General features: G+C 40.3%; 24 protein-coding genes. 8 read left to right on the top strand and 16 right to left on the bottom strand.

Features of this window, described 5'->3' with window-relative positions; genetic code table 11:
* Nucleotides 1-3 precede the first annotated feature (3 nt).
* Both lysA and lptM read right to left on the bottom strand, forming a co-directional pair.
* Nucleotides 4-1,272: a diaminopimelate decarboxylase gene (lysA, locus tag QQK02_RS00645; protein ID WP_284205997.1), complete on the bottom strand. Its 1,269-nt coding sequence runs from the start codon at nt 1,270-1,272 to the stop codon at nt 4-6.
* A gap of 3 nt (nt 1,273-1,275) precedes the next feature.
* Nucleotides 1,276-1,410, bottom strand: coding sequence for an LPS translocon maturation chaperone LptM (lptM, locus tag QQK02_RS16415; protein ID WP_407704988.1), 135 nt, complete (start codon nt 1,408-1,410; stop codon nt 1,276-1,278).
* 131 nt (nt 1,411-1,541) lie between these two features.
* Between lptM and cyaY the strand changes: the two genes are divergently transcribed.
* Genes cyaY through QQK02_RS00620 form a run of 5 tightly spaced genes read left to right on the top strand, consistent with a single transcriptional unit; the run spans nt 1,542 to nt 5,994 of the window.
* On the top strand, nt 1,542-1,859 hold the full coding sequence (gene cyaY, locus QQK02_RS00640; protein WP_284205996.1) for an iron donor protein CyaY: 318 nt from the start codon (nt 1,542-1,544) through the stop codon (nt 1,857-1,859).
* Between the two features lie 18 nt (nt 1,860-1,877).
* The gene (gene hemC, locus QQK02_RS00635; protein WP_284205995.1) at nt 1,878-2,807 is read left to right on the top strand and encodes a hydroxymethylbilane synthase; all 930 of its coding nucleotides are present in this window, start codon (nt 1,878-1,880) and stop codon (nt 2,805-2,807) included.
* Nucleotides 2,794-3,543: a uroporphyrinogen-III synthase gene (locus QQK02_RS00630; protein WP_284205994.1), complete on the top strand. Its 750-nt coding sequence runs from the start codon at nt 2,794-2,796 to the stop codon at nt 3,541-3,543. Before hemC ends, QQK02_RS00630 begins: the two co-directional genes overlap by 14 nt.
* Nucleotides 3,518-4,813, top strand: coding sequence for a uroporphyrinogen-III C-methyltransferase (locus QQK02_RS00625; RefSeq protein ID WP_284205993.1), 1,296 nt, complete (start codon nt 3,518-3,520; stop codon nt 4,811-4,813). Before QQK02_RS00630 ends, QQK02_RS00625 begins: the two co-directional genes overlap by 26 nt.
* Nucleotides 4,810-5,994 carry a heme biosynthesis HemY N-terminal domain-containing protein gene (locus tag QQK02_RS00620; RefSeq protein ID WP_284205991.1) on the top strand — a complete coding sequence of 395 codons (1,185 nt, stop codon included), beginning with the start codon at nt 4,810-4,812 and terminating at the stop codon, nt 5,992-5,994. The genes QQK02_RS00625 and QQK02_RS00620 overlap by 4 nt, the downstream gene beginning before the upstream one ends.
* A gap of 75 nt (nt 5,995-6,069) precedes the next feature.
* Here QQK02_RS00620 and QQK02_RS00615 read toward each other — a convergent pair whose 3' ends face one another.
* The 7 genes from QQK02_RS00615 to trxA all read right to left on the bottom strand — a co-directional run bounded on the left by QQK02_RS00615 (nt 6,070) and on the right by trxA (nt 16,675).
* Nucleotides 6,070-8,496 (bottom strand): alpha/beta hydrolase family protein, encoded by a 2,427-nt coding sequence (locus QQK02_RS00615; RefSeq protein ID WP_284205990.1) that lies wholly within the window; start codon nt 8,494-8,496, stop codon nt 6,070-6,072.
* Nucleotides 8,497-8,717: 221 nt separating this feature from the next.
* Complete coding sequence (locus QQK02_RS00610) at nt 8,718-11,543, bottom strand: trypsin-like peptidase domain-containing protein (protein ID WP_284205989.1); 2,826 nt, start codon at nt 11,541-11,543, stop codon at nt 8,718-8,720.
* Between the two features lie 235 nt (nt 11,544-11,778).
* Nucleotides 11,779-12,474: an NAD(P)H-flavin reductase gene (gene fre, locus QQK02_RS00605; protein WP_284205988.1), complete on the bottom strand. Its 696-nt coding sequence runs from the start codon at nt 12,472-12,474 to the stop codon at nt 11,779-11,781.
* A 34-nt stretch (nt 12,475-12,508) separates the two neighbouring features.
* Nucleotides 12,509-13,984: a 4-hydroxy-3-polyprenylbenzoate decarboxylase gene (gene ubiD, locus QQK02_RS00600; RefSeq protein ID WP_284205987.1), complete on the bottom strand. Its 1,476-nt coding sequence runs from the start codon at nt 13,982-13,984 to the stop codon at nt 12,509-12,511.
* 74 nt (nt 13,985-14,058) lie between these two features.
* Entirely contained in the window at nt 14,059-14,760 is a 702-nt protein-coding gene (locus QQK02_RS00595; RefSeq protein ID WP_284205986.1) for a substrate-binding periplasmic protein, read from the bottom strand.
* A 127-nt stretch (nt 14,761-14,887) separates the two neighbouring features.
* Entirely contained in the window at nt 14,888-16,147 is a 1,260-nt protein-coding gene (gene rho / locus QQK02_RS00590; protein WP_284205985.1) for a transcription termination factor Rho, read from the bottom strand.
* Between the two features lie 201 nt (nt 16,148-16,348).
* Nucleotides 16,349-16,675, bottom strand: coding sequence for a thioredoxin TrxA (gene trxA / locus QQK02_RS00585; protein WP_284205984.1), 327 nt, complete (start codon nt 16,673-16,675; stop codon nt 16,349-16,351).
* 215 nt (nt 16,676-16,890) lie between these two features.
* Between trxA and rhlB the strand changes: the two genes are divergently transcribed.
* Together rhlB and QQK02_RS00575 are read left to right on the top strand one after the other, a co-directional pair.
* Nucleotides 16,891-18,153, top strand: a complete 1,263-nt coding sequence (rhlB, locus tag QQK02_RS00580; RefSeq protein WP_284205983.1) for an ATP-dependent RNA helicase RhlB — start codon at nt 16,891-16,893, stop codon at nt 18,151-18,153.
* Nucleotides 18,154-18,158: 5 nt separating this feature from the next.
* Nucleotides 18,159-19,643, top strand: a complete 1,485-nt coding sequence (locus tag QQK02_RS00575; RefSeq protein ID WP_284205982.1) for a Ppx/GppA phosphatase family protein — start codon at nt 18,159-18,161, stop codon at nt 19,641-19,643.
* Nucleotides 19,644-19,646: 3 nt separating this feature from the next.
* Here the strand turns inward: QQK02_RS00575 and hemB are convergent, their stop codons facing one another.
* Genes hemB through tatA form a run of 7 tightly spaced genes read right to left on the bottom strand, consistent with a single transcriptional unit; the run spans nt 19,647 to nt 25,112 of the window.
* A complete protein-coding gene (gene hemB, locus QQK02_RS00570) occupies nt 19,647-20,657 on the bottom strand; it encodes a porphobilinogen synthase (RefSeq protein ID WP_284205981.1) in 1,011 nt (336 codons plus the stop codon).
* Between the two features lie 6 nt (nt 20,658-20,663).
* Nucleotides 20,664-22,505: a sensor domain-containing diguanylate cyclase gene (locus tag QQK02_RS00565; RefSeq protein WP_284205979.1), complete on the bottom strand. Its 1,842-nt coding sequence runs from the start codon at nt 22,503-22,505 to the stop codon at nt 20,664-20,666.
* Nucleotides 22,498-23,295, bottom strand: a complete 798-nt coding sequence (locus QQK02_RS00560) for a TatD family hydrolase (RefSeq protein WP_284205977.1) — start codon at nt 23,293-23,295, stop codon at nt 22,498-22,500. Before QQK02_RS00560 ends, QQK02_RS00565 begins: the two co-directional genes overlap by 8 nt.
* Before the next feature lie 4 nt (nt 23,296-23,299).
* Nucleotides 23,300-23,812: a hypothetical protein gene (locus tag QQK02_RS00555; protein WP_284205975.1), complete on the bottom strand. Its 513-nt coding sequence runs from the start codon at nt 23,810-23,812 to the stop codon at nt 23,300-23,302.
* Nucleotides 23,805-24,554: a twin-arginine translocase subunit TatC gene (gene tatC / locus QQK02_RS00550; RefSeq protein ID WP_284205974.1), complete on the bottom strand. Its 750-nt coding sequence runs from the start codon at nt 24,552-24,554 to the stop codon at nt 23,805-23,807. The genes QQK02_RS00555 and tatC overlap by 8 nt, the downstream gene beginning before the upstream one ends.
* Nucleotides 24,555-24,896, bottom strand: coding sequence for a Sec-independent protein translocase protein TatB (gene tatB / locus QQK02_RS00545; RefSeq protein ID WP_284205973.1), 342 nt, complete (start codon nt 24,894-24,896; stop codon nt 24,555-24,557).
* Nucleotides 24,897-24,899: 3 nt separating this feature from the next.
* Nucleotides 24,900-25,112 carry a Sec-independent protein translocase subunit TatA gene (tatA, locus tag QQK02_RS00540; RefSeq protein ID WP_284205972.1) on the bottom strand — a complete coding sequence of 71 codons (213 nt, stop codon included), beginning with the start codon at nt 25,110-25,112 and terminating at the stop codon, nt 24,900-24,902.
* Between the two features lie 113 nt (nt 25,113-25,225).
* On the opposite strand from tatA, the gene QQK02_RS00535 reads away from it, so the two are divergent.
* Nucleotides 25,226-26,407 carry a hypothetical protein gene (locus QQK02_RS00535; protein ID WP_284205971.1) on the top strand — a complete coding sequence of 394 codons (1,182 nt, stop codon included), beginning with the start codon at nt 25,226-25,228 and terminating at the stop codon, nt 26,405-26,407.
* Nucleotides 26,408-26,420: the final 13 nt, after the last annotated feature.

Here is a 26,420-nt window from a genome sequence, read left to right as displayed (position 1 = left end):
TATTTATTTCTTATTCATCGCAGGCAGCAATTGCTCACCTTGCCATAAACTTTCAATGGTTTCTCTCGCACGAATTAAATGAGATTGTTCGCCATCAACCATCACTTCAGCGGCTCTAGGTCGAGAATTATAGTTTGAGCTCATGGTGAAACCATAAGCGCCAGCTGAACGCACAGCAAGTAAATCACCTGAGGTAATCGATAGTTTTCTATCTTTTCCTAAGAAATCACCTGTTTCACAGATTGGTCCTACAATATCATAAGTTTGCTCACTCACTTGGTCACGAGGTGCTGTTTCAACTTCAATAATATTTTGATATGCCTGATATAATGACGGACGAATTAAATCATTCATCGCCGCATCAACTATCGCGAAATGGCGATCTTCATTCGTTTTTAAAAACTCAACTTCGGTCACTAAAATACCAGCATTAGCCATGATTGCTCGACCCGGCTCATAGATCAGCGTTAAATCATAACCTTCAAGTTTTTCCGCCAATGCCTTCGCGTAATCATTAGGGTGAGGAGGCTGTTCATCATCATAACAAACACCAAGCCCACCACCGACATCAAGGTGAGAAAGCTGAATATCTAACTCAGCCAAGCGATCAATTAACGCTAATACTCGGTCTAAAGCATCTAAGAAAGGCGCCATTTCAGTTAATTGCGAGCCAATATGACAATCAATACCTTTCACCGCCAAACCTGGCATTGCCGTTGCTTTTTGATACAGGCTAATGGCTTCATCAATGCTAATACCAAACTTATTTTCTTTTAAACCCGTTGAGATATACGGGTGAGTACCCGCATCAACATCTGGGTTTACACGCAAAGAAATATTAGCGATTTTACCTTCGGCAATCGCAACGTCATTGATACGCGAAAGCTCAGCAGCAGACTCAACATTAAAACAATAAATACCTTTGCCTAACGCATAGGCAATTTCTTTTGATGTTTTTCCAACACCTGAGAAAACCACTTTACTTGGATCACCGCCAGCTTGAATGACGCGAGCTAATTCGCCTTGAGAAACAATATCAAAGCCACTACCTAGCCTAGCCATGGTATTTAACACAGCAAGGTTGCTATTAGCTTTTACCGCATAACACACCATATGAGGGTGGTCACCTGCGGCATTATCAAAGGCATGCCAGTGTCTTTCTATCGTGGCACGAGAATATACATAAAGCGGCGTACCGTAAGTGTTTGCAAGCGATGTAACTGAGCAAGCCTCGGCATATAACGAATCACCACGGCGATTGAAATAATCCACGAATTACTGTTCCTGTGAAGCGGTGTTTGAATTGTTTTGCTCTGGAGGTTCTTGATACAGGTCACCACTTAATCCGCAACCAGATAAGCTTAAAACCAACAGGGCACAAACCGACAAAATAACTTTTTGTTTGTTCATATGAATTTTACGAGTTTTTTTACCATGATAGACGTTTTATAATCGCTTTTATACTAAGAATTTTACTCACTTGACATATATCAGTGTTAAGGTGATTAAAATTGCTCTAACGCTACAGTTAAAGGATAATTATGAACGACAGCCAATACAATTTAATTGCCGATGATTTATTGCTCGCAATTGAAGAAGCCATAGAAGATTGTGGTGTAGACATTGATTACGAGGGTGTTGGCTCAATGCTAACACTCACCTTTAAAAACGGGTCAAAAATCATCATAAATAAGCAGGCGCCACTGCATGAAATTTGGGTCGCTACCAAATTCAACGGTCATCATTTTGTTTACGAAAATGAACAATGGCGAGATAAACGCGCTGGCGATGAGCTTTGGCAATTTTTGTCTAACGCAACGAGCGTTCAGGCAGACGAAAAAATAGAATTAAGTGCATAATAAATAAAAGGTAGTTTCATGACACCCACTGTACGCATTGCTACACGAAAAAGCGCATTAGCGCTATGGCAAGCTGAATATGTAAAAGCGCAACTTGAACATTTCCATGACGATATTAATGTTGAGTTAGTGCCAATGGTCACCAAGGGCGATATTATTTTAGATACGCCATTAGCGAAAGTCGGCGGTAAAGGGCTATTTGTTAAAGAGCTTGAAGTAGCAATGTTAGAAAACCGCGCTGATATCGCGGTGCATTCAATGAAAGATGTTCCAGTAGAGTTTCCTGACGGTTTAGGGCTAGAAATTATTTGTCCGCGTGAAGACCCTCGTGACGCCTTTGTCTCCAATACTATTGAAAGCTTAGCCGCACTGCCTGAAGGTGCAATCGTTGGTACATCAAGTTTACGTCGACAGTGTCAAATCAAAGCGTTACGTCCAGATCTTGATATTCGAGACCTGCGTGGCAACGTAAACACTCGGCTCAAGAAGCTTGATGATGGTCAATACGATGCCATCATACTAGCTGCGGCAGGGTTAATACGTTTAGAAATGCCAGAGCGCATTAGAGAATTTATCGAGCCTGAGGTCATGTTACCAGCCAATGGTCAAGGTGCTGTGGGTATTGAATGTCGAACAGACGACGAGCAAATCAAAGCCTTACTTGCACCATTAGCCTGCGAGCAAACACGCATTCGAGTATTAGCCGAACGTGCAATGAACCGAGCATTAGAAGGTGGTTGCCAAGTACCTATTGGTGCATTTGCAACATTAGCAGAAGATACGGTTCACTTAAAAGGACTCGTTGGCGCTATTGATGGTAGTGAAATAATTGAACAGTCGATTTCAGGGCCTCAAGATGAAGCAGAAGCGTTGGGCAAAGCGTTAGCGGATAAACTACTTTCGCTAGGTGCTGATAAAATTTTAAAGCAGGTTTATGACCAAGCGTAATGCCAACATTCTTGTTACTCGGCCTTTACCTAAAGGTCGAGAGCTTGTTAGCTTACTTGAAGCTCAAGGCATGCAAGCGTGTGAAGCACCTTTATTTTCTTACCAAGCATACCCATTAGGATCCACTGCACCATCACCAGATATTTTTATTTTTGTTTCTGTTGCTGCCGTTGAATACGCCCATGCACAACAGCCTATTGATAGCTGGCAAGCTAGTCAATTCATAGCTGTTGGTCAAGCGACTAAATTAGCCCTCGCAAATTTAGGTATATCGGCTATCTCGCCGACGGAACAAAATAGTGAAGGTGTACTTTCCCTTACTGCTCTAACCCAAGTACACGATAAACGTATTGTTATCGTAAGAGGTGACAATGGCAGGGAGCTCATGTTCGACACTCTGACTAACCGTGGAGCTAAGGTTAGTTACTTGCAAAGTTATCAGCGCTTATGGCGAACATTTTCACTGCCAATAACTAACCAGTGGCGCCAAGATGGCATAAACTTTATTATCTGCACAAGTGTCGCTATGCTAGAGAAGATGGCAAATTTATTAGTAACGTCTGATAATTATTGGCAAAGATCATGTACTTGGGTTGTTGCCAGTTCACGGATATACGAAAAAGCAAAGCAGCTAGAGCTAACTCACATTATTCTAGCCAATGGCGCAAGCAACCAAGAATTAGTGTTAGCTTGCCAAAATGGAAGTAATTATGACCGACAAAAAAACAACGCCTGAATCGTCAGACAAAGACTTAACCGAAAATGATCAAGCGCCAAAAGTTGACGAAACGCCTGAACCAACACCAAAACAGGTAGCACCGAAGGTTAAACCTAAAGTAACTAAACCAGTGACTAAACCAGTGACTAAAAAACCTACGGTTAAGCCGTCAGTTGAAGTTAAAAAATCAGGCAACAAATTAGCAGCATTCGCGTTATTTGTTGCGCTGATCGCTATAGGCGGTGTTGCTGGCGTATTCTACTGGTATCAGCAGCAATTCATTGCCTTTACAGAACAAGCAAACCGTGAAGCTCAACAAAGACATAGCGATGGTTTACGCCAAGTTGATTCTGTCATTGCGAAACAACAGCAAAACATCAAGCAGCAAAAAGCGTTAATTGAAGAACAAATAGCTAATGCCCAAGCTGGCGGTCAATCACAACTAGAGCAGCTCGCTCGCGACGTTGATACCTTGAAAGATATGCGTTCAAGTGACTGGTTGCTTCACGAAGCCCAATACTTAGTGCGCCTAGCATCACGTGCCATTTGGTTAGAAGATGATAGCCAAGGGGCTATTACGTTATTACGCGATGCAGATAGCCGTTTAATTGAATTAGATGATCCAAACTTACTTCCGCTTAGAGAAGTCATTCATCAAGACATCGAGCAACTTTCTTTACTACCAGCGTTGGAAAGTGAGTCTGTTATTTTAGCGTTAATTGGTCTTGAAAAACAGATTGAGCAGCTTCCATTAGCACTGGCATATACGCCAGAGTCAGCGCAAGACGAACCAGAATTGACGTTAAGTGAAAATACAGACGACTGGCGTGAAAACTTGGCTAAATCTTGGCAGCGCTTAATGGAAGACTTTATAACTGTGCGCCGAAGAACAGCAAGTGTAGAGCCATTATTGTCACCTCAACAACAGCAAAATTTACAACAGAATTTAAGTTTGAAATTACAGGTTGCCCAATGGTCAGTAACTCGCAAGAATTCAACACTATTTAAACAAAGCATTGATGATGTGCAAGCCTGGCTTGACACCTATTACGATATTGAAAGCGTAAAAGTCGTTAACTTCAAAAACCGTTTATCTTCGCTAAGTGAAGCGATTATTGATTTACCATTGCCGACTAAACTTCGTTCATTGAAAGCATTATCACAAACCCTTGAATTAACACCTAATCAAGCACCAAAACAAGCGCCACTTTTAGAAAAGCTGCCAATGCCACAACCTGCTAACAGTGATAACGACGCGCAAAAGGAACGTGAAGAGGGTAACGCATGAAAAGCTTAATCTTCTTCATTCTGCTTTTTCTCGTTGCCGTAGCCATCAGCCCAATGCTGATAGGTGAGAAAGGCTATATTTTGATTGCGATGGGTAATATCACGATTGAATCAACAGTCGTTACAGCGCTACTTTTACTCGTGTTTTCAATCATTGCGTTATTCATCGCATTACGTGTGATCAAAGGCGGGGTTAATTTTAGCTTTGGCGCTTGGCGAAAGTTTTCTTTAGCCAGCCAACGCAAAGCAAAACGCGATTTTCGAAAAGGTGTTGCCTCATATATTTTAGGCGATTACGCCAATGCTGAGACGTTAATAGTAAAGAGCGCTGAGCCAATCAACAATGAAGAGGTTGCTTATTTGCTGGCAACAGATGCGGCCCAAAAACAAGGCAATAAAGCGAATGTGTTGCATTACTTACAATATTTAGAATCAAGTGATAATACTAAGCACCATATTGAAAGTGCACTTGTGCGTATTAACACACTCATGGCGATGAAAGAGTACGAAAAAGCGCGCTCCCTATTAAATGATTTTCATCGTCATGTTGGTCACCAACCGAGGTTTTTAGCCTTAGAAATTTCGTTGTCGATCGCTGAGCTCAAATTTGATAGTGCGATTGAATACTTAGTGAATGCCCGAAAGGAAAAATCGATTTCAGATAGTGAAATTCGTGCGTGGGAAGAGAAAGCATTCAGTGGCCAATTCAATCGAATTATTCGCGAACAAAGCAACGATGAATTAGCTACATATTGGAGTAATTTACCAAGAAAAGTGAAACAACGTGAGGTTGTCATTGTTTGTTATGCCAACGTATTAGCACAGAACAATATTCAACAAGGTTTAGAGAAAGTGTTGTTGCCATTGATTAAAGCGGGCACAAACGCAGAACTGCTGAAAGCACTGCGAACACTACCACTGACAAAAGCCGATGATATTATTGCCAATATTCAAAAAATCCTCCATAAACAGCCGGAAAACGGCGTTTGGCTAAGTTATCTTGCCCATGTGGCTGGGCAAACCAAGCAATGGGAAATGTCGAGTAAAGCGTTTCATAGTTTGAGTCAGTTGGAGCATGATAAAATGGATAAAGTTGACTTTAAGATGTTTAGCCAAGTATTAATGGCTTTAAACAATGTAAATGAAGCGAATAAGGTGTTAATTAAAGCGGTTGAACTTTAATACTTGAAGTGACATGACTACCTATAAAAAAGGGGCTGAATAGATTTATTCAGCCCCTTTTTAACATAACCAGATTTATTTTTTCTCTGGTTTATTCTTAACGTACTTTTCTAACCACTGATCCTGCTCCCATAATAGGTGCATAATGCTTTCCTTAGCACGATATCCATGTGACTCTTTTGGTAACATCACAAGTCTGGCGGTAGCGCCTAAGCCTTTCAATGCATTAAAGTAACGTTCACTTTGTAGCGGATAAGTACCACTATTGTTATCAGCCTCGCCATGAACGAGTAACAATGGCGTTTTCATTTTATCTGCGTGCATAAATGGCGACATTGTATAATAGACTTCAGGTGCCTCCCAATATGAGCGCTCTTCCGACTGGAAGCCAAATGGCGTTAGTGTTCTGTTATAAGCACCGCTTCGCGCAATACCTGCAGCAAACAGATCAGAATGGGATAATAAATTCGCAACCATAAATGCACCATAACTATGGCCACCAACAGCAACGCGCTCAGGATCGATTAAACCACGCTCATTTAACGTATCGATAGCTGCTTTAGCGTTCGCAACTAGCTGTGTACGAAATGAATCATTTGGCTCTTCATCGCCTTCACCAACAATTGGAAACGCCGCATCATCAAGTACAACATAGCCTTTTCTTACCCAATAAATTGGTGATCCCCAATAAGGGTAGGTAAATTCATTAGGGTTTTGGGTATTTTGCGCCGCACTACTTTTATCTTTGTATTCTCTCGGGTATGCCCAAAGAATCATAGGATAACGCTTTCCGGCTTGGTAGTCGGTTGGTAAATAAAGTGTACCGGTTAAATCAAGTCCGTCATCACGTTGATAATTGATCACTTCTTTATGGACATTTTTAAGTGCTTTGAATGGATTATCAAAAGCGGTAAGTTGCTGTAAATCAGCTTCTCCCAATGTTCGGAAATAGTAATTAGGGTATTGCTCACTCGACTCGATACGTACCAGTAACTGCTGACTTTGCGGATCGAAGTCTCTTAAGTCTTCGATTCGATCAGTATAGGTTGATTGATACAGTCGCTCAGTCTTATTGTTGGCTAACGTTAACTTATCTAAAAACGGAAATTGTCCTTTATCGCTATAGCCATCGCCCAATAAATACACTTTCCCTTCATCCATTGCCATGACAGAACGACCATACTTATTGCGACGTGTAACAACGTTACCCGGATCACTATAGGCATCTTGATAGCTTCTATCATTCAAGACAACAGGCTCAACTTCGACATTTGATGGATTAAACCAGTAGGTTTTGGTGTTGCGCGTATTCCACCAATAATCAATGGCTAAGGCATTGTCATCATCACCCCACATCACCTGGTATAAACGGTTGATACTTTTCATTAGTGGTTTAGGTTGACCGTTAAATGGCGCGACCAACTCACTTAATTGATCACGATGAGCAACTTCATTTGCCGCATCACCTTCATCAAGTGCCTCCATGAAATACAAGGTATCAGGTTTATCATTACGCCATGAAATACCTCGTCGGCCTTCGCGCACAGACATAAAGCCTTTTGGTAGGTCTTCAATAAGCGGTACTGAAACGATCTCTTCGACCACTTTACCTTTCTTAGTATAAACTTTTGAAGTCATTGGGAATCGACGGTACGGCACCAAGTATGAAAAAGGACGTTGATATTGTGAAACCAGTACATATTTGCCATTAGGTGAAACACTAACGCCACCGAACATACTCGCTTTTGACCAAGACTTAATTTTACCTTTTAAGCTCACTAACTTTAGCTCTGAACGTGCTAGTTGCTCAAAGTTAAACTCATCATTTTTGTTCTTGAGTAAGTCTTGATAGGTTCTGTTTTGCGCTTTTTTACCATCACTAACACTAATCGTTGGTCCTACAGGAACTGCAGCTTCAGCATTGATAAGTGCTTTACGATCGCTTGGTATCATTTTGACTAATAAAGACGCGTTGTCTTGCATCCAATCAATAGGATTACCCATATTCGCATTTAACGTGCCTTGGGTCAGTTGACGTGCTTTTGATTTAGCGACATCAAGTAGCCAAAGTTCTACACCAACGCTTGTTGTATGCGTCATCGCGATGTACTTTTGATTAGGTGACCAAACAAAATTTGCTAGCCGAGGCTTATCTGGTAAACCCTTTACTGCTGACTTTTGTTTTTTGCCAACTTTTTGTATCTCAATATCATTGAAGTAGGTAACACGACTACCAATATTCGTTTTAGGGTCAATACGAAGGCCGGCTAGACGCAATTCTTTAATCGATAATTCATCAATCGACTTATACGGATCTCTTGATAACAACACCATGTTTTCTCGCGCGTCATCGATTAACGTATAAGGTGCTAGTTTGACATCAACTAACTCAAGAATTTCTTTGGGTGGTTTTTGGTATACGGGTGCATCTGCATTCGCTAGAGCCTGAGAGGAGGCCGCGAGAATTACAGTACCGGTAAGCCATTTCACAATGTGGCGCAAAATCTATCTCCTTTATGATTTATTCGCCAATTAAACTAGCAAATCACTCTGGATGTGTCGCCCACAAATGTGACTAAAGATTTTAAAATACACTGAAAATCAAGCGCTAATCGCGTACTGGGCCAACTTAGCACTTGTTAATACTTTGTTACAAGGTATGTATTTACACATTCAATCTTGATAAAAAAGCGCCCTATATAGACGCTTTATTCATAAAGTAGCTAAATTGCATGATCAATTTTTATCCATTCACCATTCTCATATCTCATTTCATAGAATGGCCAGTAGTGATTATTCACCTTTAGCGTGATGACTTTAGGGTTATTATTAAAATCTATTGTTTTAATAAGTACAGATTCTTGCTGCTTTTTACCTTTTACTGCTTTGATAAAGTCTTGCGTAGTCGTAATTGGGTTGCCATCTATTTCAACGATACGTTGCATTGCGTACAGACCATATCTGGTCGCTGGAGAACCAAATCGGTAACTTGCAACATAAACCCCTTCTGAGCTCACGTTCCCTTGTAATTGAGCAGCACGATGTGGCGCATGCAAATACAAACCGGACCAAAATATTACTTGGTCAATATCAGTGCCAAACAACGCTTTTGTTTGGACACTCTGGGTTTGAATTTCCCCTTGGCTGAAATAAGTCACCATAACACTCGGTGATTGTGACAAGGCTTCAACTTCTCGGAACGTTGTAACAGGCGAATCATTGATCGTTAACAATAAATCACCTCGCTTTAAAAACTCCGCACTTTGCGCGCTTGTCGATACATTATAAATAGCTAACACTTTATTCGAATCAGGATTATGAGCCTGTAACGTAGCAAGCCATTCTTCATCAAGCCCCATCTGAAGAGCTTCTACTGGTGGCAGCATCGTTAAATTGATATCTAACGAATAAATAGGCTTGTTCGTTTGTGCATGAGAAATAAGTTCGTTTACGTAATGACCTGAAAGACCGGCAATAGAACTACTTTGTTCTTTACCATTCGAGTCACTGCCGTCAAAAACAATCCACAGTCCAACGATGTCCAAATCACTATTTACCAAAATCCCATCGATGATCGTATTAGGGTTTACAAAATGAGTGACTTCAATGTTCTTATCAATAAATTGCGGTACATTGTATTGGCTCAACCAAAACTCTTCTGTCGTATCGACAAGTGTTTCTCGGTATTCAACCACGCCGTCATAGTTCAAGCCCATCTGAATAATGGTGTCGCCTTTGTTCATCACCTTATCGCTAAATGTCGCCTGAGCAACATTGACATTTTGTAGTTCGCTAGGTGGGTATGAAATTAACGCTAAATTGTGCAACGGATGAATGTACTCAACCTTTCCTTTAATTTCGTATCGGTTATTAAACGTTAATTTAACGTCACCGAGCATGCTAAAAACAACACTTTGAGCAACAACTACCCAGCCTTTATCAATATCGACAATAACGCCGGTACCATAATGGTTTTTGTCACCGCTCCTTCCTTGCACAGAGTATGGACTACTAAACGACACATTCACTAACGTATCTTCGAGACGTTTAGTATCAGTGTAATGCTTTGTGTTTTCAGGCTTAATAGCAGGTACATCAATTGCCGATGCCACTGGATCTGTATAAATTTGGCAAGGCCAATAAGGCAACTGAACAGATTTTTCACATACACTATGCTCAAACCATTTTCGGTTAATTTCCACTAAGCTGTAATTGGTGGTATTTGGGGTCGAAAAATCAAAATAACGAAGATGCACTTTGGTGCCACTGCCCACGGCAAGCAGCGCATCATTTAATGCACTAACATCGCTCAGTTGTTTACCATTAAACTCAGTAATCACGCTATTATCTGGTACGCCTGCTTTTTTAAAAGAGCCGCCAGCACTTGCTACATAAACGCCTTCAATAGGTTTATTGAAATGTCTAGCTTGTTGGTATGAAAGGTTATGAAAGATACTACCATCAAATTTGACGAGTTTGGTTGGGTTAAGAGCATGCAAATCATCGACCTTAACTATCGAAGTGACTGTTTCACCGCGACGGACAAGCTCAATTTCAACGTCCATTTCTACATGATTGTTTAACATATTCTCTAGCTGTGTAAAGTTAACTGCATCTTGCTGGTTAACCTTCAGTAAAATATCACCGACTTGCAACTGCTGATCATCAAAGTTTTCTGGGATGATTTTACGAGCAACTAACAACCCTTTTAAGTCAGGATATTTTTCTCTATAGTGCTTTTCTAAATCAGCACTTAGTCCTAACCTTTGTAACTCAGCATAAGGGGTTGAAGTAAACGTCGACTTCAATGTACCTCGTTGTACCTGCTCGCCATTTTGTAGCTGCTTTAACGTGCGCTTGATCTGAGTTAAAGGTAAGTAAAACGCAGTTGCAGATTTACTATTACTGCCAGCATTTAACGCAACCACCTCACCTTTTACATTAATCACCGGGGAGCCAGAGGAGCCACCAGAAGATGAGGTTGCCGCTTGGATATAAAACGTATTAAAATCGTTATACTTGCCTTTTCCGTATCGCGGAGCTTCGCGATCGAGACGAGAGATTGTACCATCCAAAATTGAGATTTTTTGACCCGCGTCGTTACCAATAATACGAATCGCTTGTCCTACTTCAGGCGATTTGTCACTGAGTTTAAATTGGTGTGGATCAATATGCTTGATTTCGGCGGGGTCATATTTGAAAAAACCAAAATCATGTACTGGATCGAAATAAAGCGGCGTTAAGTTAATTTCTTCATTGTTCACTAAAATTGCTTTTGCAGTAACGGGGCCTGGCGTAATAATATGGCGATTTGTAAGGATAATGCCGTTTTTCGCATCCACTACAAAGCCCGTACCGTAATTGCTTCTATTCCAACGTCCATCAAAAGCCATCGGGACATCTGTTTGAATAATAACAACGCCACTTGATACTTGTTTAACGGTATTGTTCCATTGTTCTTCAGAATTTTTTGGGGTGCATGCTAAGAGGGTTAATGCGGCAACTGCCGTAATTAATATTGCCCAAATAGATTTAACGCGACTTGTCATGAATGTCCTTTTCATTTATTACTTGCTGCAAATAGAGTAACTAAAACGTAAATTCTTTATCTGTAACGCATTTTAGTGAGCTAACTACTTTAAATTAGTTGAGTTTTTAGTCAACTATTTCATAAGCAAAGGATATCTTATAGAGAAGACATAAAGAAATGGGCAAAAAAATGAGACAAAAAAGCCAGCATGAATAGTCAAACTGGCTTTAAAGGGACAAATGTTTTACTGATGATTAAATAAAGGCAAAAGCATCGCCAAACATATGCTCTTTGATACCGCCTTGCTCAATAAAGTCTTGACGTACTTTGCCTACCATTTCAAAACGACCTGCTAGGTAAATGTCATAAGGTTCAAAGCTCACAATGTCTTTCATTGCCACTTCATGCACAAGGCCTACTTTACCTTGCCAGTCTTCATTTGGATTCTCTACCACCGGAATGAAGCTACCATCAGCTAGTTTCTCGATCATCGCTTTAGTTTCATCTAGTTCATAACAAGCGCTAGGCTCGCGCAAGCCCCAATATACAATAACTGGACGTTGGAAGTTTTGATTCACTAAATGCTCAAAAATAGACTTAATGTAAGAAAACCCTGTGCCACCAGCTAATAGTAAAATAGGGCGCTGATTGTCATCTCTAAATTGCGCATTGCCAGCTGGCATTTCTATCGTTACTTGATCGGTGTCTTTGATTCTATCAATTACTTGCATTGGGTAACTGTCTGCACCAAATGCACCTATCTGTAATTCAATCAGTTCGCTTTCTGGCGCACTAGCTATTGAGAATGGACGTTTGTCATCCTCACTCATAACAAAGTTTAAATACTGTCCCGCTTCAAACGTTACAGCTTGTTCAGGCTTTAACAGCACTTTGTATACATGATCTGTTAAAGAGCTAAGTTGCTCTACCTGACAAGTAATTGTGTTCATAGTAAACCTTACATCTATAAAAGGATTTTCAAGCTTAAGACTCGTCTAAAATGCCGAGTGATTGCCAAATATCATCCACTTCTTGTTTAATTTCTTCATCCATGACAATGGGTACGCCCCATTCTCGGTCGGTTTCACCCGGCCATTTATTGGTTGCATCTAAACCCATTTTAGAGCCTAAACCCGATACTGGCGATGCAAAATCTAAATAGTCTATTGGTGTGTTGTCAATTAAGGTGGTATCACGGGTTGGATCCATCCTTGTGGTCATTGCCCATATCACGTCATGCCAATCGCGCGCATTGACGTCATCATCACATACAATAACAAATTTAGTGTACATAAATTGACGCAAGAATGACCATACTCCCATCATGACACGCTTAGCATGCCCCGGATATTGCTTCTTAATCGTGACAACCGCCATACGGTATGAGCAGCCTTCAGGTGGCAAATAAAAATCGACAATCTCAGGGAATTGCTTTTGGATAATCGGCACAAACACTTCATTTAACGCTACGCCAAGAATAGCCGGTTCATCTGGCGGACGGCCAGTGTATGTACTGTGATAAATTGGCTTTTGGCGCTGAGTAATATGAGTCACTGTAAAAACAGGAAAGTCATCTACTTCATTATAATAGCCAGTATGATCGCCATAAGGCCCTTCCGGTGCCATTTCGTCCGGATCGATATAACCTTCTAACACAATTTCAGCTGACGCAGGCACCTGCAAGTCATTACTAACCGATTGGGTGACTTCAGTTTTACTGCCGCGTAAAAGGCCAGCAAAAGCATATTCAGATAAGGTATCTGGTACTGGGGTCACCGCACCAAGAATAGTTGCCGGATCTGCACCTAACGCCACTGAAACAGGGAATTTCTCTCCTGGATGTTCCTTTTTCCACTCGAAAAAGTCTAAGGCACCGCCACGGTGAGATAACCAACGCATAATCAACTTATTCTTACCGAGTAACTGCTGTCGATAAATACCTAAATTTTGGCGTTTTTTATGCGGCCCTTTCGTAATTGTTAAACCCCAAGTAATCAAAGGAGCAACATCGCCTGGCCAACACAATTGAATAGGTAGCTTCGTTAAATCAACGTCGTCACCAGTTAGGACAACTTCCTGACAAGCTGCTTTTTTAACCTGTTTAGCAGGCATATTAAGCACTTTTTTATAGACAGGTAATTTGCTTAAGGCGTCGCGAAAACCCTTAGGCGGCTCTGGCTCTTTTAACATAGCGAGCAATTTACCAAGTTCTCTTAACGCTGTTAAATCGGGTTGCCCCATCGCCAGTGCAACACGCTCAGGTGTACCAAATAAATTAGTTAACACTGGCATGTCAAAACCTTTAGGGTTTTCAAACAGCAGGGCAGGACCTTTGGCACGCAATGTGCGATCACTGATCTCGGTCATGGTTAGCTCCGTTGATATCTCCTGCGGGATACGCTTGAGCTGACCAATAGCTTCTAACTGTTCTATAAAATCACGTAAGTCTTTGTATTTCATTGAGCGTGGCGTTCTAAAATTTGCTGAGCATTATAGCTTGAGTCGTCATTGAAAGCATTAAGCGTTAACAATAACTAGTTTAGTTTTTCGATATCTGGCGAATTATCATATGCCTGTAAAAGGCGATTAATCAATTTTGGATCAGTGCCTTTACTAAAAGCAAAGTATAATTGCGTAGATGGTACAGGTAACGGATAAAACGGCATTAATAGATCACATTGCAGGCTCATTTTTTGACAAAACGCTGCAATACTCGTGTTATTGGCTGGAATCGCATCAATGCGCCCCTTGTTCAACATACTTATCATCTGAACAGGATTATTGACCGCTTGAATATTTGAAAATTGGCTTTCTGCTAAATATTGTTCGGTTGCAGAATTACGAATAGCCCCAATACTTAACTGCTTCAATTGATCAACCGATAACTTCTGAAAAGCTTCAACATTCTCTTTTAAGGTATAGAGTGAGTAACTTAGATCGGTAATTGGACGCCCCCAAATAAATTCATGCTCTCGTGCCGGTGTCCGCGCAATAGAAAAAATCATGACGTTAGGGAATGATTGAGCAATATTAGATGCCTGTGCCCAAGGCATAAATTCTATCTTACTTTCAACATGCGCTTGTTTAAGCATTATATTGACCGTATTGGCATTTTTACCTTTTACGGTATTGTTTTCTAGGTACTGTATAGGGTAAGAATTTTCCGTAACAATGCGCAACTCAACTGCTTTCGCGATATTGAGTTGCCCAAACAAAGCAAATGTAAGGATCGCCAAGAACAAGCTGCTTGATTTATAGCTAACTAATTTACTTAACTTTTTAAAAAATCTCGGTACTAACATTTCTCTATTACCAGATACGAAAAAGCCAGCAATCAAGCTGGCTCTTAAATGCACTATTGATTTATTTACGTTTCATCGAATCGAAGAACTCATCATTAGTTTTCGTCATTGCTAGTTTATCAATGAGGAATTCCATGGCGTCAATTTCGCCCATCTCATGCACGATTTTACGTAAAATCCACATTTTTTGTAATTCGTCAGGTTTTGTTAATAGCTCTTCACGACGTGTACCACTGCGATTAATATGAATAGCTGGGAAAACACGTTTTTCTGCAACTTTACGAGATAGGTGTAATTCCATATTACCAGTACCTTTGAATTCCTCGTAAATCACCTCATCCATCTTAGAGCCAGTCTCAATCAAGGCTGTAGCAATAATCGTTAAGCTACCACCTTCTTCAATGTTACGTGCTGCACCGAAGAAACGTTTTGGACGGTGCAAGGCATTTGCATCTACACCACCCGTTAAGATTTTACCTGACGAAGGAATAACCGTGTTGTAAGCACGTGCTAGACGGGTAATTGAATCTAATAAAATCACAACATCTTTTTTGTGTTCAGTTAAACGCTTGGCTTTTTCAATAACCATTTCAGCAACCTGCACGTGACGGCTCGCTGGCTCATCAAATGTTGAAGCAACTACTTCACCTTTTACTAGGCGTTGCATTTCAGTCACTTCTTCAGGACGCTCATCGATTAGTAATACCATTAACTCACACTCAGGATGATTATGAGCGATACTTTGTGCGATGTTTTGAAGTAGTAACGTTTTACCCGCTTTAGGTGGTGCAACGATAAGGCCACGTTGACCTTTACCAATTGGCGACGCTAAGTCTAAAGTACGTGCAGTAATATCTTCCGTAGAACCATTACCGCGCTCCATACCTAGACGTTCGTTGGCATGAATTGGTGTTAAGTTTTCAAAAAGGATTTTATTACGAGAGTTTTCAGGACGATCAAAGTTAACTTCATTAACTTTTAATAAGGCAAAATATCGTTCACCATCTTTCGGTGGACGAATCTTGCCTTGAATCGTATCACCCGTTCGCAAACTAAAACGTCTAATTTGACTTGGCGATACATAAATATCATCTGGTCCAGCTAAATACGAAGAGTCTGCTGAACGCAAGAAACCAAAACCATCTTGCAGTATTTCAAGTACACCACCGCCAAAGATATCTTCACCGCTTTTAGCATGCGCTTTTAAGATAGCAAATATAATGTCTTGCTTGCGGTGCCTAGCTAAATGCTCAAGTTTCATTGACTCAGCAAGTTGCACCAATTCGTTAATCGATTTTTCTTTAAGTTCGGTAAGATTCATAGTGAGAGTACTTAATAATATTTAATATTTTTGGCCACCAGGTGGGTAGCTATAAATTATTATAGAAAGTGATTGGGTTGATATGTGTATTTCGGTTGAATGCTAAACTTAGCATTAATTTTCTATTAGGTAAAGAAAGCATGCTTTCTTTCTATTTTTTATTGGCTTAAATAGCAAAAAAGCCCTTAAAAGGGCTTTTTATTATAAGTTGTTATCTAAAAACTCTTTTAATTGAGTTTTTGATAAGGCACCTACTTTAGTGTCTGCAACATTACCATCTTTAAATAATAATAACGTTGGGATACCACGAATACCGAACTTTGGTGGTGTAGCAGCATTCTGATCAATGTTTAGCTTAGCTACTGTAACTTTGCCGTCGTATTCTTCAGCAATATCATTTAATAGCGGGGCGATCATTTTACAAGGACCACACCATTCAGCCCAAAAATCAACAAGTACTGGACCTGATGCGTTGATAACGTCTGCATCAAAGCTATCATCTGTTAGCTGAACAATTTTATCGCTCATTATTTTCTCCGTTGTATGTGGCCTAACTGCCTAATGGTAAAAGATTATAACGCTAACTTTATCAAGATACCAAACAAGTGTTATAACCCTTGCTTCAATCTAATAGCGAAATTGCTTAACCGAAATGTTTAAATTTCTCGTTAACGCTTATATGGGGGCGCAAGAAACAATAATCAATAGTTTTTTATTAACTGCTTACCTGTTAAGCTACGCGGATGAAAAACACTCACTTATCAGATAAAAAGTTTACCGATCTTAACCTAGCGCCACAAGTTGTGACCGGTTTACATGCCATGGGCTTTCAACAATGTACTTCAATTCAGGCAAAATCATTGCCAGTATTAATTGAAGGTAAAGATATTGCAGGTCAAGCACAAACAGGTGAAGGCAAAACTATTGCCTTTTTAGCAGCAACTTTCCACCGCTTGTTGCAGTCAGACAACAAAGCATCGAAAAACCCTCGTGCAATTATCATGGCGCCTACGCGTGAACTTGCTGTACAAATTCATCGTGACGCGATTGAAATGGCTAAAAGCACAGGCTTACGCGTAGCGGTTGTTTACGGTGGTGAAGGTTATGATTCACAGCGTGAACAATTAGAACAAGGCGTTGATATTGTTATCGGTACTTGTGGTCGTTTAATCGATTACCTAAAGCAAGGTATTTACCGATTAGATGAAATAGAAGCCGTTGTTCTTGATGAAGCCGATCGCATGTTCGATTTGGGCTTCATTAAAGATATTCGCTATCTGTTCAGAAAAATGCCACCAGCAACCAAGCGTTTAAATATGCTGTTTTCAGCAACGCTATCATTTCGTGTCAAAGAACTCGCCTTTGAGCATATGAATGAGCCGGTTAGCGTTGAAATTGAACCAGAACAAAAAACCAATTTACGTATTAGTGAAGAATTATTTTATCCATCTAATGAAGATAAAATGCTTCTACTACAAACCTTGCTTGAAGAAGAGTGGCCTGATAAAGCCATAATTTTTGCCAACACCAAGCACTCTTGTGAAAATATTTATAACCATTTAATTGCCGATAAGCATCGTGTCGGTTTGTTAACCGGTGATATTCCGCAGAAGAAACGCTTACATATTTTGGAAGGTTTCACTAAAGGTACTCTTGATATTTTAGTGGCGACTGATGTTGCTGCTCGTGGTTTACATATTCCGTTAGTAACACATGTCTTTAACTATGATTTACCAGATGACTGTGAAGATTATGTTCACCGAATTGGCCGTACTGGTCGTGCTGGTGAGTCAGGTCATGCTATTAGCTTAGCGTGCGAAGAGTACGTTTTTAACTTGCCTGCAATTGAAGACTATATCGAGCATGTTTTACCTGTTAGCAAATATGATCATGATGCGCTGTTAACTGACTTACCAAAGCCGAAGCCAAGACAACGTCGTCACAAGCCTCATAACGGTGGCCAAAACCGTTCAAAAACACCGTATAACAAACAACGTAGAAACTAAGTGTTATGTCATCACCTTTGTATGCTGTTATTGATTTAGGCTCCAATAGCTTTCATATGCTAATTACCCGACAATTAGCAGACAGCGTACAAATTGTTGACAAAGTTAAGCGTAAAGTTCGGTTAGCAAGTGGCTTAGATAAAAATAATAACTTAAGTGCCAAGAGCATTGCTCGAGGCCTTGAGTGTATGCGTTTTTTCGCTGAACGTTTACAAGACTTTCCAAAACAAAACATTCGCATCGTAGCTACGGCAACGCTAAGACTGGCAAACAATCGCGACACATTCTTGCAGCAAGCCAATCAGATTCTTGGTCAAAACATTACCTTGCTGTCTGGCGAAGAAGAAGCCAAAACCATTTATAAAGGCGTTGCCTACACATCTAATATTCTTGGCAATAAATTGATATTTGATATTGGTGGAGCCAGTACAGAAATCATCATTGGCGAAAATATCGATCCGATAAAAGCCGTCAGTTTAGATATTGGCTGTGTCACGTTTAACCAAGCATTTTTTGCCACCGGTGAATTAACACAAGCGGCTTTTAGCCAAGCAATAGCCCATGCCAAAACACAGATTACGCCTGTCGTAAAAGACTACCAAGATATTGAACATCAGGTTGTTTTAGGTGGCAGTGGCACGATGCAAGCTCTTGCTGAAATGTTGATGTATGCCAAACAACCCACATTAATTGACTACGACTTTCTGATTCAAACCAAACAACAATTAATCGACTGTAAGTCCTTCGATAATATCGCCCTAGATGGCTTAGTTGGAGAGCGCATTCCTGTTTTTGCCAGTGGCCTATGTATCTTGATTGCTTTGTTTGAAAGCTTTCAGGTCGACAGGCTACATTTGTCTTCTGGCGCCTTACGTGAAGGCTTACTCTATGACATGCTACCAACAACGAAAAATGTCGACATCGCAACGTTGACAATCAATTCAATGATGAGCAAGTATCACGTTGAACAAGATCACGGCGCTCGTGTGTTATATCTAGCTAAACAACTTTTCGATGCATACGCACCAACCAACGCACAACTGGGCCAACAAGATGCTTTTATTCTAGGCGCAGCTTGTCAGCTGCATGAAATCGGGCTTTTGATTGAATATAAGCAACACCAGCATCATGGCGCCTATATTATCGAACATAGTCAGATGCCTGGTTTTAATCAAAGTGAAAAGCAAACGCTTGCCATGTTGGTTCAACAACAAAAAGATAGCATCAAAAAGGGGGTATTAGATAACCAATTACTGCCTAAAACACGATGTTTAGCCATGTTAATGATACTTCGTGTCGCAATTATTCTAGCAAGTCGCAGGCAGCAAGATCAGCTACCGATACTCAAGGTGAGTGGCGAGAATAAAATGTTAGTACTTATGTTTGATGTTGATTGGTTGTCAGCCCACCCTTTAATTAAAGATGAGCTTTCACGAGAAATAAAAGAGCTCGCTAAATTCGATTTAACACTCACTATCAAACTTAGCTAAACCCTACTTTTCTTCTTTTAACCAATACGCTACTTGCTTGGCAAAGTACGTTAAAATACCGTCTGCACCTGCACGTTTAAATGCTAATAAGCCTTCCATTATGCAAGGCTTTTCTGCTAACCAGCCGTTTTGAATAGCGGCCATATGCATCGCATACTCACCACTAACTTGATAAGCGTAGGTAGGGACTTGAAAGTTGTCTTTTACGCGGCGAACAATATCTAAATACGGCATGCCCGGCTTCACCATGACCATATCAGCACCTTCATGAATATCTTGGGCGATTTCATGTAATGCTTCATCACTGTTTGCTGGATCCATTTGATACGAAAACTTATTACCACCCTTAATGTTGCCAGCAGAACCGACGGCATCCCTAAAAGGACCATAATAATTGGAAGCATACTTCGCTGAGTAAGCTAAAATGCGCGTGTTTACAAAGTTATGTTGCTCTAAAATTTCTCGAATAGCACCAACGCGACCATCCATCATATCAGATGGCGCAACCACATCAGCACCGGCTTGCGCGTGCGATAGGGCTTGTTTTACCAAAATATCTTTAGTGACTTCGTTCAATACATAGCCGTCTTCGTCGATGATGCCATCTTGGCCATGTGTCGTAAATGGGTCTAGCGCTACGTCGGTAATAACACCTAATTCAGGAAACTTTGCTTTGAGCGCTCGCACCGCTCTTTGCGCTAAGCCGTCAGGATTATATGCCTCTTCAGCCATCAACGATTTTTTCTCACTTGGTGTTACAGGAAACAACGCAACAGCTGGCACTCCAAGGTCGACCAACTCTTGTGCCTCTTCGAGCAATAAATCAATACTCTTGCGCTCAACACCCGGCATAGATGCAACGACTTCACGTTGGTTCTCACCTTCAAGCACAAACACAGGGTAAATAAGATCATTGACGGTGAGTTGGTTTTCAGCCATTAAACGACGAGAAAAATCATCTTTTCGCATACGTCTTAATCGACGTGCAGGGTATTGTCCAAAACTATTATTCATTTTAATCTACTTGTCTAAATCTATCGGCAGAAACTGTACTTGGTTTCTGCCTTCGTTCTTCGCGCGATAAAGGGCCTTATCAGCGCAACTAAAAAGGGTATCTACTGTAGCAAAAGATTCCTGTCGATAGGTTGAAATACCGCAACTTATCGTTAAAGATATTTCCTGTTCATCAATGGAAATAGTGTGCTCTTCTACTTGCTGTCGTAACCTTTCCGCAATCGCCATTGCACCTTCTTCATCGGTTTCTGGCAGAATAATCACAAACTCTTCGCCACCATATCGGCAAGCTATATCTGTACTGCGCTGCGTGGTGAGTTTCATTTGCGCCGCGACAGCAATCAAGCATTTATCACCACCTAAGTGACCATGTTCATCGTTCACTTGTTTAAAGTAATCTATATCTATTAGTAGCAGACTTAGTGGTGTGAGATTACGCTTACTACGCCTAAACTCTGCCATTATTTTTTGATCATAGAAACGTCGATTATACAAACTCGTCAATTCATCTGACGTATTCTTTTCTTCTAATTCTCTGTTCGCTTCTTCAAGTTCTTGTAGAGCGATATTGAGTTCGAAAGTACGCTCTTGCACTCTCGTTTCAAGTTCTTCTTGCGTTATATTTTGTAGTGCCAATAGTTCTTCTTGCGCTTTCTTTGTTGCATTCATTTGCGCAATCGCTTCTCTTTGAGCGATTTGTTTGTCTTGCATTTGATGACGATATTGGCGACTCAATAAGAAAATCACCAAAATATTATGTAGCCAGAAACCTGCAAACATCAATAAATGCACTTGCTCAAACCAGTAGTACTGGTAACTAAAGAAATACAAAATACCAATAAATAACTGAATGATTGAAATGATGGTAATGGCTAACGAAAGCCTGACGTTACGTTTGTATAACAGCCAACCGATTACGGCCACCGACAAGGTAACAACAAAATGCATTAGCGCGCCAACCGCAACATGCGCAACGTTACCTAGCAATAAACTGAGTGGTATATAAACCACCAATAAAGCACTGATTAATTTAATAAACTTATAACCAGAGAATAGGGTTTTTCGCAGTCTAAAAAGGCTTTCAATAAACAAGTAGTAAAAGATAACAGATATTGAACTCAGTATGGGGTATTCAACGCCTTTTAGCTCTGGGTAGCTAGGAAATAGATAATAAAGATTATTACCCATCGTTGTGCTCAGCAAAATGGTGCGTATTAGAAAAAAAGCAAAAAGCCATAGCATGGGTACATTACCAGTACCAAAATACAACAGTAGTGCGGCTATCGATAAACATAACATGCCACCTATAGCAAAACCCTGTGTGAACTGCGCATCAAATGCTGATTCGACGAAAGCTGATTCTTTCTTTAATTTTATTTGTATGTTGGTAGAGCTTTGCGTGCTCAACAATAAGTACGCTGTCACTAGTTCATGAGCGTCAATAGACAGAGAAGCTGTCCACACATCGTTGTTTAATAATCTTACATTAAGCCGTTTAACGTCTTGCTTACTATCGACAAAGAAAACACTGATCTCTGATAGCGTATTTCGATTAGCAACGTCTATGAAGGCAATAGATGGCTCATTAAGATGATTTACAATATCAAATTTGACCCAATTCTTACCCTTATTTAATGCTAGGTAGCTACTGACTTGCTTATCTTCCCAGGCGCTTGCCGGTGTCGCAAGTACTGCAGAAATTGAAGATACTTTAATCGAGTTTAATCTTAGTTGATTGTATTGTTCGATGAGAAAGGTATCGGAGTTTTCTTTGAAGCTATAAAGGGCCTCTGCTTGAATGCAGGCGCTCGTTAACAAAAAGAATAGGAGGCTAAGATACTTAAGCATTAGCAGCTCCTAAATTGAACACACGTATAGCATTTTTAGTGCTGTGCTCAATAATCGTTTCTTCGGCAACATCGTAAAGCGCTGATAATGTCTTTACAACATAAGGTAGATAACTCGGTTCATTGCGGCTTGATTTAGGTTTAGGCCGAATCGTACGAGGGGTTAAATATGGTGCATCAGTTTCAATCATTAAACGATTTAATGGGATATTATGCACAATTTCTTGTAATGCCTGACCTCGCCTTTCATCACAAACCCAACCAGTAATGCCAATGTACATGTCATTGGCTAAGCAAACTTCCAGCTCATTAGCTGAGCCGGTAAAGCAATGAGATACCATAGCAGGTACCTTGCCAACAAAGGGTTTTAAGCAAGCAAACCACTCTTCAAAAGCATCTCTTTGATGCAAAAATAGCGGCAGTTGCAATTGCTCAGCCAGTGTAATCTGGGCCTTAAATACTCGCTTTTGGTTCTCAGCTGTAGAGAAATTGCGATTAAAATCTAAGCCACACTCGCCAATAGCTTTAACACAATCGTGTTGATTCGCTAGCTGAGCGAGTTGCTCAATATAGTTGTCACCCGCCTGATCGGCATCATGTGGATGAATGCCACAAGTGCTGGCTAGATATGAAGGGAACTGCTGGCATAAATCAATCGCTTGCTGACTTTCTGTGACACTTGTGCCCGTCACCAAACATTGGCTAACGCCAACCGTTTTGGCTCGAGCTAGCACGTCGGGTAAATCCTTTAAAAAACGACTATTGGTTAAGTTTACGCCAATATCTATCAAATGGTTATTTCACTCTTTTGACTCTAATTTTACGGTTAAATCCTACCTTTTTAAGATAGATCGCGCTCCAGGCCCCTTTAAATAATTCCACTTTATCACCAACTTTTAAACGTAACGTTTCAGTGTCGGATTGATTCCATCGTTGACCATTTTCAAAGGTAAGCTTCAGTTTTTTCTTACCTGAGTAACTAATTTTAGCAATCGTAAATTGTACACGATCTAATTCGTTTGGTTTTTTATCTTTCTTAAGGTGATGATCACCAAACTCAGCTTCTTTTTGTTCTTGAGAAACAACAGGAGCTACAATTGCAGCAGGCTTGGCAACTTCTTGTGCTTGCGTTGCAACTGCTACCTTTGGCGTTTTAAAGGTTTTTGCTAACTTATCATAACAAGCAAGGCGCTCAGTAGAGGCGACGATATCGGCGCATGTTTTTAATGACGACTCAATAGTGTTTGCTTGGCTAACACCAATGAATAAACAAGACACTAAAGCGACTTGTACTACTTTCTTAATCATGAATACTTTCCTGCTCAGAATTTTCTTTTTTATTTTTTGATTGTAAAGATGCGATAAACACACCTAGTTCGAATAACAACAGCATAGGTAACGCGAGCAATGTTTGCGAAATCACGTCTGGTGGTGTTAATAACATACCAATAACAAAGGCACCTACCACAATATATGGTCTTTTTGTTCTCAACTTTGCTGGCGTTGTCACCCCAGTCCAACACAAGAGAATAATAGCGATTGGTATTTCAAAAGCGACACCAAAGGCAAAAAATATTTTTAGGATAAAATCTAAATAGCTCGATATGTCTGTCGCAATGGTCACCCCTTCAGGCGCCACAGAAGTGAAAAATGCAAACGCGAGTGGGAAGACAACAAAGTACGCAAACGCGACACCTGCATAAAACAAGATTGAGCTACCAAACATCAATGGGGCAATCAGCCGCTTTTCATTTTGGTATAAGCCCGGTGCTATAAAGGCCCATATTTGATAAAGCACAACAGGAATCGCGACAAACAACGACAAAATTAATGTCAGTTTGAAAGGAGCAAAAAATGGTGATGCAACCTCTGTTGCAATCATTTGTGTGCCTTCGGGCAAGACATCTAATAATGGTTTAGCAATAAACTGGTAAAGGTCTTGTGAGAAATAAACCAAACTACAAAATATAATGAGCACAGCTAAAATAGCTTTCAATAAACGAGATCTTAGCTCTATTAAGTGATCAAAAAGCGTTAAAGGTTTTGACATCTACTCTTGCTTTTCTGTTGGTTGAGAAGGTGATGAGTTTTGTTTTTTATCAGCATAAGGACGATTAACCATGTCGGCAGCTTCCTTCAATTCGGCAACCGATTGAGCAATTTCTGGCGATAAGTTTTCCATGTTTGCTTGTTCAGCTTTCTTGAGATTTTCATGGAGCTCATGCACGCGCAATTCTTCTTTTATTTCTGACTGAACGTTTTGACTAAAAGATTTTACATTACGCACCCAATTACGCACGGTGCGAATGGCTGTTGGTAACCGCTCAGGGCCTAAAACAACTAAGCCTATTATCATGATGAGTAACAGTTCCCAAAAACCAATATCGAACATGAATTATGCCTGCTCTTTTTCTTTCTCTGTAGCTTTGGTCGATTTTTGGCTTTCATCAGTTAATGAATCTTTTGCTTCTTCATCATTCATCGCTTTTTTAAAGCCCTTAACTGCTGAGCCCAAATCTCCACCCATGTTACGTAGTTTCTTGGTGCCAAATAATAAAACAACAATGACCGCAATGATGACGAGTTGCCAAATACTAATTCCACCCATAGCATTCTCCTAAAATTAAGTTATGATGATTATAAAGTGTTGGAAATAAAAAGCACCTATTTCGCTAGGTTACCCCATTAAAAGTTAACTAGCAAAACATCCATGGAGTGTTGATGGTCAGGCGTAAAAAGTTATTTTTACTTACCTTTATTTTAGTAAGTTTATTATGTTTTGAAGTAAGGTCACAGGATAGTGACAAATCCAAAAGTGTCACAAAAGAGGGCTCGATACAAAATGATTCTAAAACAGACAGTGTAACTATCCGACCTGCGTCTTCGGAAAAAACACCTCCAGTAACCGAACAACAAAAAATTACCATTCAAGAAAACCAACCGACCGATGAAATAACACAACAAACGATAGACACAATCGAGGCTATTGAGCAAAAGATATTACGACCTATCCCTAGAGTGAAGGCAATCAGTGAAATAGAAGTATCTCCAGAAGTTGATGACTGGATCAGCCAAGTACACGAGAATATAACCAATAGAGTTCACGAATCTGCCATTTGGTTTGATGGTTTTTTTAATGACCAAGAAGAAAATGAGTTAACGCCACAATCACTTGCTCGAATCTCCACATCTTGGTTACCCAGAGCACGGGATTGGAGTGAAGTTAAGGTGCGCTTTAAATTAAAGGTAAGGCTACCTTACTTCGAAAACAAAGTAGATGTCATTTTTTCAGATGATGATGATCAAGACCAGCTTCCGTTAGAGTCTGCGCAAACAAAAGGCTCTTTTGAAGACGACAGCTTTGCAGCTGCCGTGCGCTATATTCATAGCCAAAATCAAAATATATTCTCTGATACGCGCGTCGGTATCTCTGGCGGAGCATTATTTGTGAGAACACGACACAAACGTAATTATGTTTGGCGCGACAAACATAGCTTTGTTTTTACCCCATCTGCCTATTACTACACAGACGATGGCCTTGGGGCTCGCCTATTACTTGAATATGATTACCAGCTTAATCCTGATCACCAATTTAGGATTAACTATTCGATAAGAGGATCAGAAGCATTTTCCGGTATACGTTGGAAACACGGTGTTTACTACCTTCGACATCTTTCAGACAAAGAAGCGAGCGTAGCTGGCCTTTTAGTTGAAGGAGAGCGTAATGGTGAAAATGGTTTTCTCATAGAAAACTACACCTTAAGCTATCGTTATCGCTTTAATGCAATCAAGAAATGGCTATTTTTTGAAATTGAGCCTTTTATGGAATGGCCAGAAGAGGTTGATTATAAAGCAACACCTGGTATTGCTTTAAAAGTAGAAGGGTATTTTGCCAAAGGCTAATAACTAACGGCAG

Source organism: Thalassotalea eurytherma (genome assembly GCF_030161415.1).
GTDB lineage: Bacteria > Pseudomonadota > Gammaproteobacteria > Enterobacterales > Alteromonadaceae > Thalassotalea_G > Thalassotalea_G eurytherma.
Note: the sequence above shows the minus strand (reverse complement) of the source record. Positions and strands in the feature narration are given on the sequence as shown.